Origin of the sequence: Denitromonas iodatirespirans (assembly GCF_018524365.1) — a bacterium.
Taxonomy (GTDB): Bacteria; Pseudomonadota; Gammaproteobacteria; order Burkholderiales; family Rhodocyclaceae; genus Nitrogeniibacter; species Nitrogeniibacter iodatirespirans.
Map to the genome: position 1 here is coordinate 18,486 of NZ_JAEKFT010000003.1, position 20,352 is coordinate 38,837.

Sequence of the window (20,352 nt, forward strand, 5' to 3'; positions counted from 1 at the left end):
CAGGAGAAATTGAAATGGCTTATAGCGACAAGGTGTTGGACCACTACGAGAACCCGCGCAACGTGGGCGCCTTCGGCAAGGACGAGTCCGGCGTGGGTACCGGCATGGTCGGCGCGCCGGCCTGTGGCGACGTGATGAAGCTGCAGATCAAGGTCAATGGACAAGGCGTGATCGAAGACGCCAAGTTCAAGACCTACGGCTGCGGGTCGGCGATCGCTTCCAGCTCGCTGGTGACCGAATGGGTCAAGGGCAAGTCCCTCGACGAGGCGCTGGAAATCAAGAACACGGCGATTGCCGAAGAGCTGGCCCTGCCGCCGGTGAAGATCCACTGCTCGATCCTGGCCGAAGATGCGATCAAGGCCGCCGTGGCGGACTATCGCAAGCACCAGGAAACGAAAGGCGAATAAGGAGTCGATCGATGGCAATCACTCTGTCACAACGTGCGGCGGACCATGTCGCCCGTTTCATCGAAAAGCGCGGCAAGGGCGTGGGCATTCGCCTTGGCGTCAAGACCTCCGGCTGCTCCGGCATGGCCTACAAGCTGGAGTTCGCCGATGAGGCGGCGCCCGAAGACATCATTTTCGAGAGCCACGGGGTGAAGGTGCTGATCGACCCGAAGAGCCTGCCCTACATGGACGGCACGGAGCTGGACTTCGTGCGCGAAGGCCTGAACGAGGGGTTCAAATTCAACAACCCCAATGTCAAAGACGAGTGCGGGTGCGGCGAAAGCTTTAACGTCTGAACCTGGCTGAGGACACAGTGATGGATCTTCAGCAGGACTACTTTGCCCTGTTCGGTCTGCCGCAGACCTTCGATATCGATCGGGAGCAGCTCGAACAGGCGTATCGCGACTGCCAGGCCCAGGTGCATCCCGACCGTCACGCCCACCGCAACGACGCGGAAAAACGCGTGTCGATGCAGTGGGCGACGCATGTCAACGAAGCCTACCGCACGCTGCGCAAGCCGCTCCTGCGCGCCCGCTACCTGTTGTCGCTGCGCGGCGTCGATGCCGGCATCGAGACCAACACCGCGATGGCCCCGGCATTCCTGATGGAACAGATGGAGTGGCGCGAGGGCGTGGAGGAGGCGCGCGAGGGCGGCGACGTGAGCGATCTGGAACACATGCGCCAGCGCCTCGATCTGCATGAGCGCGAGCTTCGCCAGGCCCTGTCCGGCCAATTGGGAGACACCGCTGCCGACGGCGAAGCCGCGGCCGACACGGTGCGCCGGCTGATGTTCATCGAAAAACTGCAGATTGAAATCGACGACGCGCTCGAAGCGCTGGAAGACTGATGGCTTTGCTACAACTCCAAGAACCCGGCATGTCGACCGCGCCGCACGAGCACCGGCTCGCGGTCGGCATCGATCTGGGCACCACCAACTCGCTGGTCGCCTCGGTGCGCAACGGCATTGCCGTGTGCCTGAACGATGCCGAGGGGCGCGCGATGCTGCCCTCCGTCGTGCACTATCCGCGTGGTGGCGCAGCGCTGGTGGGGCGTGCCGCGCAGGCGCATCAGGTGGACGACCCGCGCAACACGCTGGTGTCGGTCAAGCGCTTCATGGGGCGCGGCATTCACGACGTGACGCACATCGAATCGATGCCCTATGACTTCCTCGACACCGAGGGCATGTTGCGTTTTCGCACGGTCAATGGGGTGAAGAGCCCGGTCGAGGTGTCGGCCGAGATCCTCAAGGCGCTGCGCGAGCGCGCCGAGGCGAGCCTGGGCGGTCCGCTGGTCGGTGCCGTGATTACCGTGCCCGCCTATTTCGACGACGCCCAGCGCCAGGCCACCAAGGATGCCGCCCGGCTGGCCGGCCTCAACGTGTTGCGCCTGCTCAACGAGCCGACCGCGGCGGCCGTGGCCTACGGATTGGAGAATGCGTCGGAAGGCGTGTACGCCATCTACGATCTGGGCGGCGGCACCTTCGATATTTCCATCCTCAAGCTGTCGCGCGGCGTGTTCGAGGTGATGTCCACCAATGGCGACGCCTCGCTGGGCGGTGACGATTTCGATCACCGGGTGTTCTGCTGGATCCTCGACCAGTCCGGCGTGGCTCCGGTGTCGGACAGCGATGCCAGACGCCTGGAGGGGCTGGCGCGGCGTGCCAAGGAGTTGTTGAGCATCGAGGAAGAAGCGCCGATTCGCGGCACGCTCAGCACCGGCGACGAAATCGACCTGACGCTGACCCGCGAGACTTTCGTGGACATCACCCGCACGCTGGTCAACAAGACGCTGGCACCGGTACGCAAGGCCTTGCGCGATGCCGATCTGTCGGTCGACGAGGTCAAGGGCGTGGTGATGGTGGGCGGTGCGACCCGCATGTTGCATCTGCAGCAGGCCGTGGGCGAGTTCTTCGGCCAGTCACCGCTGACCAATCTCGACCCCGACAAGGTGGTGGCGCTGGGCGCCGCCATGCAGGCCAATGTGCTGGCTGGCAACCGCACGGCAGACGAAGACTGGCTGCTGCTCGATGTGATCCCGCTGTCGCTCGGGCTGGAGACCATGGGCGGCCTGGTCGAGAAGATCGTGCCGCGCAATTCGACCATCCCGATCGCCAAGGCGCAGGAATTCACCACCTTCAAGGACGGGCAAACCGCGATGGCCATCCATGTGGTGCAAGGCGAACGCGAGCTGGTGTCGGCTTGCCGCTCGCTGGCGCGTTTCGAACTGCGCGGGATTCCGCCGATGACGGCCGGCGCGGCGCGCATCCGCGTCAGCTTCCAGGTCGATGCCGACGGCCTGCTGGCGGTGACGGCGCGCGAGATGTCGGCCGGTGTCGAGGCGCAGGTGGTGGTCAAGCCCTCGTATGGTCTGGCCGACGACGAAATCGCCGAGATGCTCAAATCGGGTTTCGAACATGCCAGCGACGATGCCAAGGCACGTGCCGTGCGCGAACTGCAGGTCGAAGGCGAGCGCATGCTCGAAGCCGTGCAGCAGGCACTCAAGGCCGACGGGGCCTTGCTCGACGACGAAGAGCGGGCCCGTATCGACGCGGCCATGGCCGCTTTGCGCACCGCGGTCGCCGGCGACGATGCCAAGGCCTTGCGCCAGGCGCTGGATGGGCTGGGGCGGGAAACCGATGGATTTGCCGCGCGGCGGATGGACAAGAGCATCCGGTCGGCCCTGGCCGGCCACAAGATCAATGAACTGAAGGTTTGAAATGACGCAGATCGTAGTGTTGCCGCATGTCGAGTTATGTCCGGACGGGGCGGTGCTGGAGGCCGCGCCGGGGATGACGATTTGCGACAGCTTGCTGGCCAACGGCATCGAGATCGAGCACGCCTGCGAGAAGAGCTGTGCGTGCACCACCTGCCATGTCATCGTGCGCGAGGGCTACAACTCGCTCGAGGCCGCGGAGGAGCTCGAAGACGATCTGCTCGATCGGGCCTGGGGGCTTGAGCCGACATCGCGCCTGTCCTGTCAGGCGGTGGTGCGCGAAACGCCGCTGACGGTCGAGATCCCGAAATATACGATCAACATGGTCAGCGAGGGCAAGCACGGATGAAATGGACTGACGTCGAAGAGATCGCCATCCAGCTGTCGGAGGCGCATCCGGATACCGATCCGACCCAACTGAATTTTGTCGACCTGATGAACTGGGTGCTGGCCTTGCCGGAGTTCGACGACGATCCGCAGCGCTGCGGCGAGCGGATTCTCGAAGGGATCCAGCAGGCCTGGATCGACGAAGTGGCCTGAACCCTGCGCTAAGGATCAGGCGCCGGGCGTTGGCTCCGAGGATTCGTTGAGCGACAGCCAATACACGCCAAGCTGCCCGACGGCCTGGATGAAGCGCTCGAAATCCACCGGCTTGCGGATATAGCTGTTGGCACCGAGCCGGTAGGCCTCGGTGATGTCCTGTTGTTCCTTCGAGGTGGTGAGCACCACCACCGGCAACAGCGCGGTTTGCTCATGCGCCCGGATCCGGCGCAGGACTTCCAGTCCGTCGATGCGCGGAAGTTTCAAGTCGAGCAGGATGACCGCCGGCATCGGATTGCTCTTCCGGTTTTCCTGGCTGCCGCTGCCGAACAGGTAGTCGAGCGCTTCGACTCCGTCGCGGGCGACCACGACCGGATTGGCGATCTTGTTCTTGCTGAAGGCGCGCAAGGTCAACGCCTCGTCATCGGGGTTGTCCTCGACTAGCAGAATGGGGCGCTCTGTGGCCATGCGTGCTCCTGGGGGCGGCGGGGAAATTATCCGAGGGTAAAGAAAAAGCTTGCGCCTCGATCGACCTGCGCGTCGGCCCAAACGCGGCCGCCGTGACGGTGAACGATCCGACTCACGGTGGCCAGCCCGATGCCGGTGCCGGGGTAGTCGGTGTCGCGATGCAGACGCTGGAAGGCGCAGAAGAGCTTGCCGGCATAACGCATGTCGAACCCGGCGCCGTTGTCCTGCACAAAATACACCGTCTCGCCGTCTTGCTGCAAGCAACCGATTGTCACGGCGGGCGAGGGATTGCGGGTGCTGAACTTCCATGCGTTACGCATGAGATTGCTCATCATGATGCGCAGCAGGTTCCGATCACCCCGGACCGGCAACGTGTCGGGCACGGTAAGCGAAACCGGGTGCTCGAGGTACTCGTCACGCAGTTCGGTTTCGATGTCCCGGACGAGGTCAGTCAGATTGAAACTGGCACGCCGCATCTGGTCGCGCGTGACTTTGGACAGCTTGAGCAGATCGTCGATGAGCTGCTGCATGCGCTGTGTTGCGCTGCGAATGCGCTGCAGATAGTCGAGCGCGTTCTGGTCGAGTTGGGGCCGGTAATCTTCCTCGAGCATGCGCGAGAAGCCGTCGATGCCGCGTAGCGGGGCGCTGAGGTCGTGCGATACCGAATAGCTGAACGATTCGAGCTCGTCGTTGGCCGCGCTCAGCTCGGCCGTGCGTTCGCGCACACGGGTTTCGAGCGCGGTGTTGAGGGCGCGGATTTCGCGTTCCGCTGCCTGGCGTTCGCTGATGTCGACACCGACGCCGACCAGGTGGCTGACGCCATGCAGGTCGACCTTGATGATCGTGAACACATGGGGGGCCGCCTTGCCTTCGGCGGTGCTCAGGCGGGCTTCGACGGTGGCCTGGGTGTTGCGCAACGCCTGGGTCAGCGCGCCCTGGAAGTTCAGCCGGTCGTCCGGATGACACAGACTGCGGATGATCAGGTCTTCCATCCGCTCGGGCGGCGTGGCGGTGACGGTTTCGAGGTTGCGGTTCCAGCGCACGATGCGCCCGCTGGCCTCGAGCAGGAAGAACACGCCGGGCAGGCTCTTGATGACGGCATCCGACAGATCATGGGCGTCGCGCAGCGCCGCGCTGGTGGTTTTGAGCGCCGTGGTGTCGGCGAAGATCCACAAGGCGCCGGCGTCGGGTGCCTCGGGTTTGATGGGGCGGCTGGTGACATAGAACCAGCGTTGCTCACCGTCCTGGCGCTTCAATTGCAGTTCGCGTGCGCGTTGGGGGGGCGCCTCTTCATGCACACCGAAAGACGCCAGCGACGCGCCTACGATCGGTCGCTCGGGCGTCGCGAACCACTCGCTGAAACGCTGGTTGGCGTTGGCGATGCGTTGGTGGTCGACGAACACGATGCCGACCGGCACGTTGTCGAGAATCGCCTGCTTTTCGGCCAACAGCGCCCGAATGCTCTCCTGCGCCTGGCGCTGTTCGGTGATGTCGCTGCTGGCGCCGGCAAAGCGCACCACCTCGCCGGCCTCGTTCCATACCGCTTCGCCGCGGCTGCGGAACCACCGGTATTCGCCGTCCTTGTGGCGCAGTCGGCAGGTCACGTCGTAGGTTTGACGTGTGGCGAAATGCTCGGCGACCGCCGTTTCGACACGCTCGAGATCCTGCGGGTGGATCAAGGCCAGGAACTGGCTGCGATGGTTGGACAACTCGTCGTCGCGGTAGCCGAGCAGCTGCTTGTAGCGCGGCGACATGTAGTAGCGGTCCAGGCGCAGGTTCCAGTCCCAGATGCCGTCGGAGGAGCCGCGAATGGCGTAATAGAGCCGCTCTTCGCTTTCGCGCCGGGCCGCTTCCGACTGCTTCTGCGCTTCGATGTCGGTAATCGAGCCGGCATAGCGGTCGGCCTTGCCGTCCTTGTTCCAGCGCGCCTGGCCGCGCCCGCGGAACCAGCGATAGTTGCCGTCGCGGCAGCGCAGGCGGTAGGCCTCGTCGAAGGGGGTGCGGTGCTCCAGGTGGGCATACTGGGCGGACAGCACGCGGTCGCGGTCGTCGGGGTGCAGCGCGGTGGAGAAGAAGAAGCCGCGGCGGAATTCCGCCTCGTCGGCATAGCCGAGCAGCTTGCGGAAGCGCGGCGAAAAATACACTTCGTTGGCCAGCAGATCCCAGTCCCAGATGCCGTCGGAGGTGCCTTCGATGACCAGCGACAGGCGGGCGTCCTTGGCGCGCAGGCGCTTGAACTGCTGGGCGAGCTGCTCGGCCATGCGGTCGAAACTGCGCCCCAACTCACCCAGCTCGTCCTGGCGTTCGTCCTGGATGCGGGTGCTCAGATGCCCCTTGGCGAAACGCTGGCCGGCGTCGCGCAGACGTTGCAGGCGACGTGACAGGCCGCGGGTCAGTACGGCGATGAGCAGGGCGGAGAGCAGCAGTGCGAGCCCGGCGATCATGGCGAGTCGCTGGATGTGATGCTCGCGGTCGACGGTCGGCAGATCGCGCGCCAGCCAGTAGCTGGCGGTGCCGGCGGGACGCCCGCCGAGGTCCAGCGCAACGCGGCCGTCCGGCGCCGACGCGATCGCCGCGGGTGTGCTGCGCTCGGCGCGGGCCAGCACCCGCCCGGCGGTGTCCGTGATCTCGAGGCGTTGAAGATGAAACTCGGCAACGCAGCGCTCGGCACCGGCGCTCAGGGCCGGCGACGGCTGCGTCGGCCCGAGCGCGCTCAGCAGGCGCGCCAGCGATGTGGGCAATTCCGGCGGAGCACTCTGTGGCGTGACTGGGCCGAGGAGCTGCCAGGCGGCGAACAGCATGCCGAGCATCGCCAGTGCCTGCACGGCAACGACCAGTGCGATCAAGCTGGCCCGCAGGCCGACCGGTGTTTGCCAGGGGCGGGTCATGTGCTCACGCTGCCGTCGAGTGCGCGCCGCGACAACTGGCCGGGGGCACAGCCATCTCAGCGCTGTCCGAACGGGGCGGGGCCGCCGGCCACGGTCACGGCAACTCCTCCTCGCGCAGCAGGAAGACCATGTCTTCGGCCTGCGCGTCGGCCAGCCAGGTGAAGGGCAGGTCGGGGAAGGCCTCTTCGACCAGATGCCGGTTGTGGCCGACTTCGACCATCAGCAGGCCGCCCGGGTTGAGGTGGGCGCGGGCGTGGGCGATCAGCGAGCGCACCACGTCGAGGCCGTCCTCGCCGGCGGCCAGGGCCATCTCAGGCTCGTGGCGGTATTCGGCGGGCAGAGTGGCCATGGCCTCGGCGGTGACATAGGGCGGGTTGCTGAGGATCAGGTCGTAGCGCTGGCCGGCCAGCGGGGCGAGGGCGTCGCCGTGGTGCAGATGCACCTGGTCTTCGAGGCCGTAGTCGGCGACGTTGTCGGCCGCGACCGCCAGGGCATCGGCCGACAGGTCGACCGCGTCGACCTCGGCGTTGGGGAAGGTGTGCGCCATCATGATGGCCAGGCAGCCCGAGCCGGTGCAGACATCGGCCACGCGGGTGACCGATTCGGGGTCATCGATCCACGGGGCCAGCCCCTCGGCGAGCAGCGCGGCAAAGTAGGAGCGCGGCACGATGACACGCGGATCGACCTTGAACCGGTAGCCGGCCAGCCAGGCTTCGCCGGTCAGGTAGGCAGCCGGCTGGCGGGACTCGACTCGGCGCTCGATGATGTCGAGCAGGGTTTCGCGCTCGTCGAGCGGAATGCAGGCGTCGAGGAAGGGGTCGAGCCGGTCGAGCGGCAGGGCCAGCGTGTGCAGCAGCAGGTAGACCGCTTCGTCCCAGGCGTTGTCGGTGCCGTGGCCGAAGAAAAGCTGGGCGCGGTTGAAGCGGGTGACGGCGTAACGCAGCCAGTCGCGCAGGGTCACCAACTCGACCAGCGGGCCGCTGTGGTCGTGGTCGTCGTGCTCGTGTTCGTCGGGGGAGTGGCTCATGGTTTCGGGGGCAGCAACAGGTTTTCGAGGCAGCGGGCATAGACCGCCGACAGCGGATCGATGGCATCGAGGGCGATGCATTCGTCGATCTTGTGGATGGTGGCATTGACCGGGCCGAATTCGACGACCTGATCGCAGATGCGCGCGATGAAGCGCCCGTCCGAGGTGCCGCCGGTGGTCGAGATCTCGGCCGCGACGCCGCATTCGGTCTGGATGGCGCGGGTGACGGCATCGACCAGTGTGCCGCGCGGCGTGAGATAGGTCTGGCCGGAGAGGCTCCAGTCCAGCGTGTACTCGAGGCCGTGGCGGTCGAGGATTTCGTGCACACGCTGCTTCAGGCCGGCGTCGGTCGAGGCCGACGAGAAGCGGAAATTGAAACGCACCTCGACGCTGCCAGGGATCACGTTGCTGGCTCCGGTGCCACCGGCGATGTTCGATATCTGCCAGCTGGTGGGCGGGAAGTATTCGTTGCCGGCATCCCATTCGGTGGCGGCCAGTTCGGTCAGCGCCGGCACCGCCTGGTGGATCGGGTTGCGGGCCAGGTGCGGGTAGGCGATGTGGCCCTGGATGCCCTTGACCACCAGCTTGCCCGACAGGCTGCCGCGCCGGCCGTTCTTGACCATGTCGCCGAGGCGCTCGACCGAGGTCGGCTCGCCGACGATGCAGTAGTCGAGCCGCTCGCCGCGTGCCTGCAGGGCTTCGACCACGGCGATGGTGCCGTCGGTGGCATCGCCTTCTTCATCGGAGGTGAGCAGCAGCGCGATGCGGCCGGGGTGGTCGGGATGGGCGCCGACGAAGCGCTCGATGGCGGTGACGAAGGCGGCCAGCGAGGTCTTCATGTCGGCAGCGCCGCGGCCGTACAGGGTGCCGTCGCGTTCGGTCGGCACGAAGGGCTCGGAGGCCCAGCGCTCGACCGGCCCGGTGGGCACCACATCGGTGTGGCCGGCGAAACACAGCGTGGGGCCGGCGCTGCCGCGGTGTGCCCACAGGTTGCACACGCCGTTGCGGTCGATGCGCTCGAGCGTGAAGCCCAGCGGTGCCAGGCGGTCGGCGATGAGTTCGAGGCAGCCGGCATCCTCGGGCGTGACGGAACGGCGTGCGATCAGCTCGCGGGTGAGCGCGAGCGTCGGAGAATCGGGTCGGGTCATGGAGAGTCGGTGGGTATCGGTCAGCGGTCTTCCAGGTTCAGGGTGAATTCGCTGAACGAGGCGCCGTCCGGTTGGGTGGTTTCGAAATCGATGACGCTGCTGGCAGGGCGTTTCGGCTTGTTGTCACTGGCGTTGGGGCTGACTTGCGAATTGTTGATGAGCCAGGACAGGTTGGTCGGCGAATCGGCATGCGCCAGGGCTTCGTCGAGGGTGATGGTCTTCTCGCGGTAGAGGCGGAACAGGTCCTGCTCGAAGGTCTGCGACCCCGGCGCCAGGGTTTGCTCCATGGCTTCCTTGATGCCGGAGATCTCGCCGCGCTCGATCAGCTCCGACACATGACGGGTGTTGAGCAACAGCTCGACCGAGGGCAGGCGGGTGCCGTCGGGGGTGCGCACCAGGCGCTGCGAGATGATGCACTTGAGCGCCACGGCCAGATCGAGATAGAGCAGCGGCCGGTTCTCGAGCGGGAAGAAGTTAACGATGCGGTTGAGCGCGTGATAGGCGTTGTTGGCATGCAGCGTGGCCAGGCACAGGTGGCCGGTCTGGGCATAGGCCAGTGCCGCCTGCATGGTTTCCTTGTCGCGGATCTCGCCGATCAGGATGCAGTCGGGCGCCTGGCGCATGGCGTTCTTCAGCGCTTCGTGCCAGTCGCGCGTGTCGATGCCGATCTCGCGCTGGTTGATGATCGATTTGCGATGCTTGAACAGGTATTCGATCGGATCCTCGATGGTGAGGATATGACCGGTTCGGTTGCGGTTGCGATGGTCGATCATCGACGCCATGGTGGTCGACTTGCCCGAACCGGTGGCGCCGACCACCAGCACCAGACCGCGCTTTTCCATGATCACGTCGCCCAGCGTCTCGGGCAGCTTGAGCGAGGCCAGCGTCGGGATGTCGCCGCGGATGAAGCGCACCACGATGGCCACGCTGTTGCGCTGCCAGAACAGATTGATCCGGAAGTTGCCCACGTCGCGCCGGCCGAAAGAGAGGTTCATCTCCCGGTCCTGCTCGAAACGGGCGGTCTGTTCGGCCGACATCATCTCTTCGGCCATGCGCCGGATCATGCCCGGCTCCATCAACTGCTGGTTGATCGGGAGGGTTTCCCCTTCGATCTTGATATGGATGGGAGTGCCGGCGGTGATGAAGATGTCCGAGGCATTTTTCTCGGCCATCAGGGTGAACAGCTTGTCGAGGATCATCGCAGCGCTTCCTGGCGGTTGGGGCGATCGAGCGGAGCGGGTGTCAGCCCGCTCCGATGGGCGTATCAGGCGCCGCGCAGCAACTCGTTGATGCCGGTCTTGGCACGCGTTTGCGCATCGACCCGCTTGACGATCACGGCGCAGTACAGGCTGTACTTCCCGTCGGCGGAGGGCAGGCTGCCCGGCACCACCACGGCGCCGGACGGCACGCGGCCGTACGTGACCGTGCCGGTTTCCCGGTCATAGATCTTGGTGCTCTGGCCCAGGTACACGCCCATCGAGAGAACAGCATTCTCTTCGATAACGACACCTTCGACGACTTCTGAACGGGCGCCGACGAAGACATTGTCCTCGATGATCACCGGGCCGGCCTGCACCGGTTCGAGCACGCCGCCGATGCCGACGCCGCCCGACAGGTGCACGTTCTTGCCGATCTGCGCGCAGGAGCCGACGGTGGCCCAGGTGTCGACCATGGTGCCTTCATCGACATAGGCGCCGATGTTCACGTAGGAGGGCATCAGCACCACGTTCTTGCCGATGAAGCTGCCCTTGCGCGCCGTGGCCGGCGGCACCACGCGGAAGCCACCCTGCTGGAACTGCTCGGGCGTGTAGTCGCCGAATTTGGTGGCGACTTTGTCGAAGTAGTTGGTCGAGCCGCCCGACATGATCGCGTTGTCGCGCAGGCGGAAGGAGATCAGCACGGCCTTCTTGATCCACTGGTTGACCACCCACTGGCCGTCCACCTTCTGGGCCACGCGCAGGCTGCCGTTGTCGAGGCCGGCGATGACTTCTTCGACCGCCTCGCGGATCTCGGCCGGTGCGCTGGTGGGCGACAGACTGGCGCGGTTGTCGAAGGCGGTATCGATGATCTGTTGGAGTTGTTGCATGGGGGGTATCCCTTTGTCGATGATTTGAAAGTGTTAGAGCTTATTGGCGGCCACGGCAGAAGGCGACGATGCGTTCGGCCGCTTCGAGGCACTCTTCGGGCGAGGCCACCAGCGCGATGCGCACGTAGCCGGCGCCGGGGTTGATGCCGCCGGCCTCGCGCGCCAGATAGCTGCCCGGCAGAACCGTCACATTATATTCAGCCTGCAGGGCGCGGGCGAAGTCGGTGTCCGAGCCCGGCGTGCGTGCCCACAGGTAGAACCCGGCATCGGGCCGCTCGACGCCCAGCCAGGGCGACAGCATCGGCACGATCTGGTCGAACTTCTCGCGGTACAGGCGACGGTTTTCGATGACATGGAACTCGTCGTTCCAGGCGGCGATCGAGGCCTCCTGCACCGAGGGGCTCATGGCGCAGCCGTGATAGGTGCGGTAGCGCAGGAACTGCTTGAGCACGGCCGCGTCGCCGGCGACGAAACCCGATCGCAGGCCCGGCACGTTGGAGCGCTTGGACAGGCTGGAGAACACCACCAGCTTGCGGTAGTCGGTGCGGCCCAGGCGCCAGGCCGCTTCCATGGCGCCCAGCGGCGGCGCGGCCTCGTCGAAATAGATTTCGGAGTAGCACTCGTCGGCGGCGATGACGAAGCCGTGTTCGTCCGCCAGCGCGAACAGCGTGCGCCATTCGTCCAGCGACATCACATGGCCGGTCGGGTTACCCGGCGAGCACACATAGACCAGTTGCACGCTGCGCCAGGTGTCGGCATCGACGGCGCCGATGTCGAAGCTGAAGTCCGACGCCGCCACGGTGTTGACGAACAAGGGCTCGGCGCCGGCCAGCAAGGCGGCGCCTTCGTAGATCTGGTAGAACGGGTTGGGGCACATGACCTTGGCGCCGGGGTGGCTGCGGTCGACCACGCACTGGGCAAAGGCGAACAAGGCCTCGCGCGAGCCATTGACCGGCAACACCTGGGTCTCGGCCGAGATGGTGCCCAGGCCGTAGCGGCGCATCAGCCAGTTGGCGATGGTCTGGCGCAGGGCGGCCGTGCCGGTGGTCAGCGGATAGGTGGCCAGCCCGCTCAGATGGGTGACCAGCGCGTCGGTGATGAGCGTCGGCGTGGCATGGCGCGGCTCGCCGATCGACAGGCGGATGGCGCTGTGCGGCGAGTCGGTGGGCAGGTCTTCGAACAGCTGGCGCAGCTTTTCGAACGGGTAGGGCTGAAGTCGGTCGAGGTCGGGGTTCACAGCAGACTCGGTCAGGTCGCGGGGCGCGCAAATGGCATCGATGGCGTGCGTGCCGGGCGGTTGAAGGCGGCGAAGATGCTATCATAGCGCGCTTATCTTTCGCGCCGCGCACTCGCGCTCAACCGGCCGCGCACTGACTGCCAGATCGATACTTCGTGAGACTGTCCCGCCTCAAACTCGCCGGCTTCAAGACCTTCGTCGACCCCACCACGGTGCTGTCCCCGGGGCAGCTCGTCGGCGTGGTCGGCCCCAACGGCTGCGGCAAGTCCAACATCATCGACGCCGTGCGCTGGGTGCTCGGCGAGCAACGCGCTTCGGCCCTGCGCGGCGCCTCGATGCAGGACGTGATCTTCAACGGCTCGACGACCCGCAAACCGGTCTCGCGCGCCAGCGTCGAGCTGGTTTTCGACAACGCCGACGGCAAGGCCGCCGGCCAGTGGTCGCAGTATGCCGAGATCGCGGTCAAGCGCGTGCTCGACCGCAGCGGCGATTCGTCCTACTACATCAACAACCTGCTGGTGCGCCGCAAGGACGTGGTCGACCTCTTCCTCGGCACCGGCCTGGGCCCGCGCGCCTACGCCATCATCGAGCAGGGCATGATCTCGCGCATCATCGAGGCGCGCCCGGAAGAGGTGCGCGGCTTTCTCGAAGAGGCCGCCGGCGTCACCAAGTACCGCGAGCGCCGACGCGAGACCGAAGGCCGGCTGTCCGACGCCGGCGAAAATCTGCTGCGCCTCGACGACATCTGCCTGGAGCTGGGCGAGCGCATTACCCGGCTCGAAGCCCAGGCCGAGGTGGCCGAGCGCTATCGCCGCCTGCATCACGAGCATGCGCAGAAACAGCAGCTGCTGTGGCTGCTCAAGCGCAACGAGGCGCGTGCCGAATGCGATCGGGTGGCGCAGGCGCTGGGCGAAGCCAGCCGGCAGATGGAAGCCGACAGCACGCGGCTGGGCGAACTGACCGCCGCCATCGACACCGCCCGTGACGCGCATCAATCCGCCAACGAAGCGGTGCAGGGCGCGCAGAACGATTTCTTCAATGCCTCGGCTGAAGTCAGCCGCCTCGAGGCCGAGCGCCAGCACTTGGCCGACAACCGCCGCCGCCTGGCCGCCCGGCTCGAACAGCTCGCCGCCGAGCACACTCATTGGTCGACCCGCCAGGCTGAGTTGCACGAAGAGCAGTCGCGCTGGCAGGCACTGCTCGAAGCGGCCGAGCTGCGCCTGGCGCAGGCCGAAGCCCGCCATGAGGCGGCCGGCGAGCAGGTGCCCGAGGCAGAGGCGCATTTCCGCACAGCCGACGCCACCGCTGCCGCCGCGCGGCGCGAGCTGGCCCAGACCGAGCAACAGGCGCGGGTCGAAGAGACGCGCAGCGCCAGCGCCCGCCGCGCGCTCGAGGCCTTGCAGGGCCGGCAGGCGCGCCTGACCGCCGAAGAGGGCCAGATCGCCTTGCCGCCGGACGCCGAGGTGGAGCGCTGTGAGATGCAACTGGCCGCCTGCGAGTCGGCGCTCGAGGCGCTGGTTGAAGAAGGCGAAGCGCTGCAGGCCGTGTTGCCCGAGCAGCAAGCGGCGCTCAAGCAGGCGGTCGAGCAGGAGCGCGATCTGCAGCGTCGCCTCACCGCGGCGCAGGCCCGCCGTGATGCGCTGGTGCAGTTGCAACGCAAGGTGCAGCAGCAGGGCGCGCTAGGCGACTGGCTGCGCCGCCACGGTCTGGAGACAGTCTCGGCGCTGTGGCAACAACTGGATGTGACGGCCGGCTGGGAAGGCGCCGTCGAGGCGGTGCTGCGCGAACGCCTCGCCGCCTTGCCGGAATCGGCGCTGGCCGACCTGGCCGCCTGGCGCAGCGAGCCGCCACCGACCACGCTGGCGGTGATGCGGCCGACATCGGCCGACCCGACGCCGGCGCCGGCATTGCCCGGTGCCACGGCGCTGATCGACCTGATCCGCTGCGACGCACCGCTGCGGGCGACGCTGGGCCACTGGCTGGCCGGCGTGTATGCGGTGGACGACCTGTCGGTCTGGATCGATCGGCGCGACGCATTGGCGCCGGGGCAATGGCTGGTGTCGCCCGAGGGGCAGTGCCTGTCGCAGGACTGCTTCATCCACTATGTGGCCGACTCGCGTACCCACGGCGTCATCGAGCGCGAGCGCGAAATCCATGAACTCGAGGGCCAACTCGACACCCTCAACACCGCTCATGCCGATACGCAGTCCGCATTGGCCGCCGCCGAGGCGGCATTGACCCAGACACAAGCGCGGGCGACCGAACTGCGTCGCCAGCAGCAGGACCGGCAGGGCGCGGTGCACCAGGCCCAGGTGGCGCTGCTCAAGCAGACCCAGGCGCGCCAGCGGGCCGAAGAGCATCAGGCGCGGATCGCCGGCGATCTGGCCGAGATCCAGCGCGCGCTGAGCGTCGAGCAGGAGCATCTTGCGGTCTCCGGCAGCGAGCTGGCGCGTTGCGAGGCGTTGATGGAAGTGCTGCGCGAGCGCGTCGAGCATGCCAATTCGGTGCGCGCGGACCGCGAGGCCGCCTATCGCGAAGCACAGTCGCAACTGCAGGCGCTGGCGCGCGATGTGCAGGAGGCGGGCTTCTCGCAGCGCGAATGCCGCGGCAAGCTCGACGACATCGCCCGCAACCATGCGCTCGCCGCCGAGCAGCTGGCGCGCATCGAACAGGAACGGGTGGCGCGCGCGGCCGAGCATGACGCCACCGACCCGGCGGCCGGCGATGCCGCCTTGCAGGGCGCGCTGGCGCAGCGGGCATCGCGCGAGCAGGCGCTGGCCGAGCGGCGCGATCAACTGGCCGATGCCAGTGCCGCGCTCAAGACGCTCGAAGAAGACCGCCTGCGGGTCGAGCAGGCCGCCGCGCCGCTACGTGACCGGGTCGCCGAACTGCGTCTGGCACGGCAGGCGGCCGAGATGGCGCAGGCCCAGCACCAGAGCCGGCTGGACGAGGTCGAGGCCGACGAAGCGGAACTCACACCACTGCTGGCCGAGGTGCGCGAAACCGCCTTGCAGCGCGACGTGGCCAGCCTGGCGCGGCAGATCGAGGCGCTCGGCGCGGTCAACCTGGCGGCACTCGACGAGCTCAATGCGGCCAGCGAACGTAAGGGCTATCTCGACGCCCAGCATGCGGATCTGACCCAGGCCATCGCCACGCTCGAAGACGCGATCCGCCGCATCGACCGCGAGACCCGCGAGCAGTTGCAGGCCACTTATGACACTGTCAGCGCCCAGTTCTCGACCCTGTTCCCGCAGTTGTTCGGCGGCGGGCAGGCGCGGCTGGTGCTGACGGGCGAAGAGATTCTCGATGCCGGCATCCAGATCGTGGCCCAGCCGCCCGGCAAGAAGAATGCGTCGATCCACCTGCTGTCGGGCGGCGAGAAGGCGCTGACGGCGATTGCGCTGGTGTTTTCGCTGTTCCAGCTCAATCCCGCGCCGTTCTGCATGCTTGACGAGGTGGACGCGCCATTGGACGATACGAACACCGGACGATTCTGCGAGATGGTCAAGCGAATGGCATCGCAGACGCAGTTCCTGTTCATCAGCCACAACAAGATCACCATGGAGATTGCCCACCAGCTGGTGGGGGTGACGATGCAGGAACAAGGGGTCTCGCGTATCGTCGAGGTCGACATGGAAGAAGCACTGCGGATGGCGGACGCCCCCGCGTGAGCATAGAGCAAGGACAACATGGCAATCAGTGAGTTGCAACTGGGTTTGATCGGCGCCGGCGTGGTCGCGGTGGTCGGCGTTCTGGCCTACAACAAGTGGCAGGAGCGCAAGGCGCAAAAACATGCCGAGAAGGCCTTCCGCTCGGAGCATCGGGACGTGCTGTTCGAGCCCAGCCTGTCGGCCGAGACGCCGGTGTCGGAACCTGACGACGGCATGCTGATCGAGCCGGTCGCGCCCGCCGAGCCCAACGCCCGCAGCGTGCCGCCGGCCGAGGTCGGTCGCAAGGCGCCCGAGGTGCCGCCGGAGGTCAACGAACAGGTCGACTGCGTGGTGCGCATCGAATCGATCGAGCCGATCGAGGCCGGGCGCGTATGGCAGGCCCAGCAGGAAGCACTGGACGGCGTCTCCAAGCCGGTCGGCTGGTTTGCCTTCGACGAGGGCAGCAACCGCTGGATCAGCCTGGCGCGCAACAGTGCCGTGGCGCATCACTGGTTCTGTGCCGCCATGCAGATGGTCGACCGCCGCGGTCCGATCAACGATGCCGATTTCACCCGCTTCACCGAAGGCGTGCAGCGCCTGGCCGACCAGTTCATGGCCATCCCCGCCGCGCCGCTGGCCCGCGCCGAAGCGCTGGGCCGCGCCGCTGAGCTCGATCGCTTCTGCGCCAGCGTCGATGTGCAGATCGGTGTGAACCTGGTCAGCCGCGGCGCGCCGTTCGCCGGCACCAAACTGCGCGGGCTGGTCGAGGCTCAGGGCATGACCCTGCGTGGCGACGGACTGTTCCATGCCGAAGACGACAACGGCAACAGCCTGTTCGTGCTCGGCAATCTCGAACCGACACTGCTCAGCGCCGAAGGCATGCGCGACTTGCAGACCCATGGTCTGACCCTGATCGTGGACGTGCCGCGTGTCGCCGAAGGCGCCCAGGTGTTCGACCGCATGATGCTGGTGGCACGGCAGCTGGCCGATGCGCTGGGCGCCGATCTGGTCGACGACAACCGCAGCCCCTTCGGGCCGGAGGCGGCCAAGCTCATCCGTGGCCAGATCCAGCAGTTCCAGGCGCAGATGCGCGAGTACGGCCTGCCTGCCGGCAGTGCGCTGGCCATGCGCCTGTTCGCGGCCTGAGTGTCATGACGGTTCCGGAGTCGACGGCGCAGCGCGCCGAAACGCTGCGTGAGGCATTGTCTCGCCATAGCCATGCCTACTACGTGCTCGACGCACCGACGGTGCCCGACGCGGAGTACGACCGCCTGTTCGAAGAGCTGCAGGCGATCGAGGCCGAATACCCCGAATTACGCACCCCGGATTCGCCGACCCAGCGTGTCGGCGGAGCGCCGTTGCCCGAGCTGGTGCCGGTGGCCCATGCGGTGCCGATGCTGTCGATCTACACCGAGACCGACAAGAGCGCCCAGGGCGCGTTGGCCTTCGATGCCCGCGTGCGGCGCGGCCTCGGGCTGGACGACAGCGATCCGCCGGTGCGCTATGCGGCCGAGCTGAAGTTCGACGGTCTGGCCTGCAACCTGCGCTACGAGGCGGGCCTGCTGGTACGCGCCGCGACCCGCGGCGATGGGCAGACCGGCGAGGATGTCACCCATACCGTGCGCACCATCGGCCAGATCCCGCTGCGCCTGAGCGGCGACGCGCCGGAGGTGCTCGAGGTGCGTGGCGAGATCTACATGCGGCGCGATGACTTCGAACGCCTCAACGCCGGCCAGCGCGAGCGGGGCGAGAAGACCTTCGTCAATCCGCGCAACACCGCCGCCGGCGCGGTGCGCCAGCTCGACCCGGCGGTCACCCGGCGCCGCCCGCTGTCCTTCTTCGCCTACGGGCTGGGCGAGACGCGCGGCTGGCGCGAGCCGGCCACGCACAGCGGGGTGCTCGACGCGCTGGATCGCTTCGGCTTTCCGGTTTGCCGGCACCGTTGCACCTGCGACGGCCCGGAAGGCCTGATCGCCTTCCATGCGCGGATCGAAGGCATGCGCGACGACTTGCCGTACGACATCGACGGGGTGGTCTACAAGGTGGACGATCGCAGCCTGCAGCGCGAGCTGGGCTTCGTCAGCCGCGAGCCGCGCTGGGCGGTGGCGCACAAGTATCCGGCGCAGGAAGAGATGACCCGTTTGCTGGATATCGAGATCCAGGTGGGCCGCACAGGGGCACTCACGCCGGTGGCGCGGCTGGCGCCGGTCTTCGTCGGCGGCGTGACGGTCACCAACGCGACCTTGCACAACGAAGACGAGATCCGCCGCAAGGATGTGCGCATCGGCGACCAGGTCATCGTGCGCCGTGCCGGCGACGTGATTCCCGAGATCGTCGGCCCGGTGGTGGCGATGCGCGATGGTTCTGAGCGCGAGTTCGTCATGCCCACCGTCTGCCCGGTCTGCGGATCGCATGCCGTGCGCGGTGAGGACGAAGCCGTGGCGCGTTGTTCCGGTGGCCTGTTCTGCGCCGCGCAGCGCACCCAGGCGATCATCCATTTCGCCAGCCGCAAGGCGCTGGATATCGAAGGGCTGGGCGACAAGCTGATCGAACAGCTGGTCGAGCAGGGGCTGGTGAAAACACCGGCCGACCTCTTTTCGCTGTCGGTTGATACACTGGCGGCCCTCGAGCGGATGGCGCAGAAGTCGGCCGCCAACGTGGCCGCAGCCATCGACGCCAGCCGGCAGACGACATTGCAGCGCTTCATCTACGCGCTGGGCATCCGCAATGTCGGCGAGTCGACCGCGCGCGATCTGGCGCGCCATTTCGGTGGGCTCGATGCGCTGCTGGCGGCCGATGCCGCTGCGCTCGAGGCGGTGCCGGACGTGGGGCCGATCGTCGCGCAGTGCATTCTCGATTTCATCGCCGAACCGCACAACCGCGAGGTCATCGCCCAGCTGCGCGCGGCGGGCATCCACTGGGAAGAGCATGAACCCGCCCAGGCCGCCAGCGGGCCGCTGGCCGGTAAAACGCTGGTCATCACCGGCACCTTACCCTCGCTGTCGCGTGATGAGGCGAGGGCGCTGATCGAGGCCGCCGGTGGCAAGGTGGCCGGTTCGGTGTCGAAGAAAACCGATTATCTCGTCGCCGGCGAAGCGGCCGGCAGCAAGCTCGCCAAGGCCGAGTCGCTCGGTGTGACCGTGCTCGACGAAGCCGCGTTGCATGCCCTGCTCGGCGGCGATCCGACGAATCAGACTAAGGAGTCATCAACATGAAGATTGTTACCAAGGCCGTGTTCCCGGTCGCAGGCATGGGCACGCGCTTTTTGCCGGCGACCAAGGCCAGCCCCAAGGAAATGCTGCCGATCGTCGACAAGCCCCTGATTCAGTACGCGGTCGAGGAGGCGGTGGCGGCCGGCGTGACCGACCTGATCTTCATCACCGGTCGTACCAAGCGTGCCATCGAGGATCACTTCGACAAGGCCTACGAGCTGGAGACCGAACTCGAGGCCCGCGGCAAGAAGGACATGCTGGAGCTGGTGCGCAATACCGTGCCGTCGCATGTCAACTGCATCTACATCCGCCAGCCCGAAGCACTCGGCCTTGGCCATGCGGTGCTGTGCGCCGCACCGGTGATCGGCGACGAGCCGTTCGCCGTGATCCTCGCCGACGACCTGCTCGACAACCCGAGTGGCGAGCCGGTGCTCAAGCAGATGGCGTCGGTCTATAACTACCATCGCTGCTCGGTGCTCGGCACCATGAACGTGCCGCGCGAGGCGACGCGCCAGTACGGCATCGTCAGCACCGAGCGCCAGGACGGTCCGGTGCAGCGCATGACCGGCATCATCGAGAAGCCGAATCCGGCCGACGCGCCGACCACGCAGGCCGTGGTGGGGCGCTACATTCTCACGCCGCGCATCTTCGACCATCTGCGCAACGTCACCCCCGGTGCCGGTGGCGAGTTGCAGCTGACCGATGCGATCGCCTCGCTCCTCAAGGAAGAGGCTGTGCTGGCGCACCAGTACGACGGCGTGCGCTATGACTGCGGCTCGAAGCTCGGCTACCTCAAGGCGACGGTCGAGTTCGGCCTGCGTCATGCCGAGGTCGGTGCGGGGTTTGCCGAGTTCCTCACCTCGCGCGCCGAACCGGTCGACGTGAAGTAAGCGCAAACTGCAAAAAACAAACGGCGCCCGCGGGCGCCGTTTGTTTTT

17 protein-coding genes are annotated in these 20,352 nt (G+C 66.7%); 10 read left to right on the plus strand and 7 right to left on the minus strand.

Annotation, left to right across the window (positions count from 1 at the left end):
* Positions 1-14: 14 nt before the first annotated feature.
* The 6 genes from iscU to iscX are packed head-to-tail and all read left to right on the plus strand — an operon-like array spanning position 15 to position 3,698.
* Positions 15-407: a Fe-S cluster assembly scaffold IscU gene (gene iscU, locus I8J34_RS03030; RefSeq protein WP_214359899.1), complete on the plus strand. Its 393-nt coding sequence runs from the start codon at positions 15-17 to the stop codon at positions 405-407.
* 11 nt (positions 408-418) lie between these two features.
* Positions 419-742, plus strand: coding sequence for an iron-sulfur cluster assembly protein IscA (iscA, locus tag I8J34_RS03035; RefSeq protein WP_214359900.1), 324 nt, complete (start codon positions 419-421; stop codon positions 740-742).
* A 20-nt stretch (positions 743-762) separates the two neighbouring features.
* Positions 763-1,293, plus strand: a complete 531-nt coding sequence (gene hscB / locus I8J34_RS03040) for a Fe-S protein assembly co-chaperone HscB (protein WP_214359901.1) — start codon at positions 763-765, stop codon at positions 1,291-1,293.
* A complete protein-coding gene (gene hscA / locus I8J34_RS03045) occupies positions 1,293-3,161 on the plus strand; it encodes a Fe-S protein assembly chaperone HscA (RefSeq protein WP_214359902.1) in 1,869 nt (622 codons plus the stop codon). The genes hscB and hscA overlap by 1 nt, the downstream gene beginning before the upstream one ends.
* 1 nt (position 3,162) lies before the next feature.
* Complete coding sequence (gene fdx, locus I8J34_RS03050; RefSeq protein WP_214359903.1) at positions 3,163-3,507, plus strand: ISC system 2Fe-2S type ferredoxin; 345 nt, start codon at positions 3,163-3,165, stop codon at positions 3,505-3,507.
* Positions 3,504-3,698 (plus strand): Fe-S cluster assembly protein IscX, encoded by a 195-nt coding sequence (iscX, locus tag I8J34_RS03055; RefSeq protein WP_214359904.1) that lies wholly within the window; start codon positions 3,504-3,506, stop codon positions 3,696-3,698. The genes fdx and iscX overlap by 4 nt, the downstream gene beginning before the upstream one ends.
* Before the next feature lie 15 nt (positions 3,699-3,713).
* Here iscX and I8J34_RS03060 read toward each other — a convergent pair whose 3' ends face one another.
* The 7 genes from I8J34_RS03060 to dapC form a co-directional block, all read right to left on the minus strand.
* Entirely contained in the window at positions 3,714-4,166 is a 453-nt protein-coding gene (locus I8J34_RS03060) for a response regulator (protein ID WP_214359905.1), read from the minus strand.
* 26 nt (positions 4,167-4,192) lie between these two features.
* On the minus strand, positions 4,193-7,054 hold the full coding sequence (locus I8J34_RS03065; RefSeq protein ID WP_214359906.1) for a PAS domain-containing protein: 2,862 nt from the start codon (positions 7,052-7,054) through the stop codon (positions 4,193-4,195).
* 94 nt (positions 7,055-7,148) lie between these two features.
* Positions 7,149-8,081 (minus strand): 50S ribosomal protein L3 N(5)-glutamine methyltransferase, encoded by a 933-nt coding sequence (gene prmB, locus I8J34_RS03070; protein WP_214359907.1) that lies wholly within the window; start codon positions 8,079-8,081, stop codon positions 7,149-7,151.
* Positions 8,078-9,229 carry a succinyl-diaminopimelate desuccinylase gene (gene dapE / locus I8J34_RS03075; protein ID WP_214359908.1) on the minus strand — a complete coding sequence of 384 codons (1,152 nt, stop codon included), beginning with the start codon at positions 9,227-9,229 and terminating at the stop codon, positions 8,078-8,080. The genes prmB and dapE overlap by 4 nt, the downstream gene beginning before the upstream one ends.
* 20 nt (positions 9,230-9,249) lie before the next feature.
* Positions 9,250-10,428 carry a PilT/PilU family type 4a pilus ATPase gene (locus tag I8J34_RS03080; RefSeq protein WP_214359909.1) on the minus strand — a complete coding sequence of 393 codons (1,179 nt, stop codon included), beginning with the start codon at positions 10,426-10,428 and terminating at the stop codon, positions 9,250-9,252.
* 65 nt (positions 10,429-10,493) lie between these two features.
* Positions 10,494-11,315, minus strand: coding sequence for a 2,3,4,5-tetrahydropyridine-2,6-dicarboxylate N-succinyltransferase (gene dapD, locus I8J34_RS03085; RefSeq protein ID WP_214359910.1), 822 nt, complete (start codon positions 11,313-11,315; stop codon positions 10,494-10,496).
* A 40-nt stretch (positions 11,316-11,355) separates the two neighbouring features.
* The gene (gene dapC / locus I8J34_RS03090; RefSeq protein WP_214359911.1) at positions 11,356-12,552 is read right to left on the minus strand and encodes a succinyldiaminopimelate transaminase; all 1,197 of its coding nucleotides are present in this window, start codon (positions 12,550-12,552) and stop codon (positions 11,356-11,358) included.
* 155 nt (positions 12,553-12,707) lie between these two features.
* On the opposite strand from dapC, the gene smc reads away from it, so the two are divergent.
* From smc to galU, 4 genes are read left to right on the plus strand one after another with little or no spacing between them, the layout of a single operon-like run.
* Positions 12,708-16,223 (plus strand): chromosome segregation protein SMC, encoded by a 3,516-nt coding sequence (gene smc / locus I8J34_RS03095; RefSeq protein ID WP_214359912.1) that lies wholly within the window; start codon positions 12,708-12,710, stop codon positions 16,221-16,223.
* Between the two features lie 18 nt (positions 16,224-16,241).
* Positions 16,242-17,348, plus strand: a complete 1,107-nt coding sequence (locus I8J34_RS03100; RefSeq protein WP_214359913.1) for a cell division protein ZipA — start codon at positions 16,242-16,244, stop codon at positions 17,346-17,348.
* A gap of 5 nt (positions 17,349-17,353) precedes the next feature.
* Positions 17,354-19,417, plus strand: coding sequence for an NAD-dependent DNA ligase LigA (gene ligA, locus I8J34_RS03105; protein ID WP_214359914.1), 2,064 nt, complete (start codon positions 17,354-17,356; stop codon positions 19,415-19,417).
* Positions 19,414-20,304 (plus strand): UTP--glucose-1-phosphate uridylyltransferase GalU, encoded by an 891-nt coding sequence (galU, locus tag I8J34_RS03110; protein ID WP_214359915.1) that lies wholly within the window; start codon positions 19,414-19,416, stop codon positions 20,302-20,304. The genes ligA and galU overlap by 4 nt, the downstream gene beginning before the upstream one ends.
* Positions 20,305-20,352: the final 48 nt, after the last annotated feature.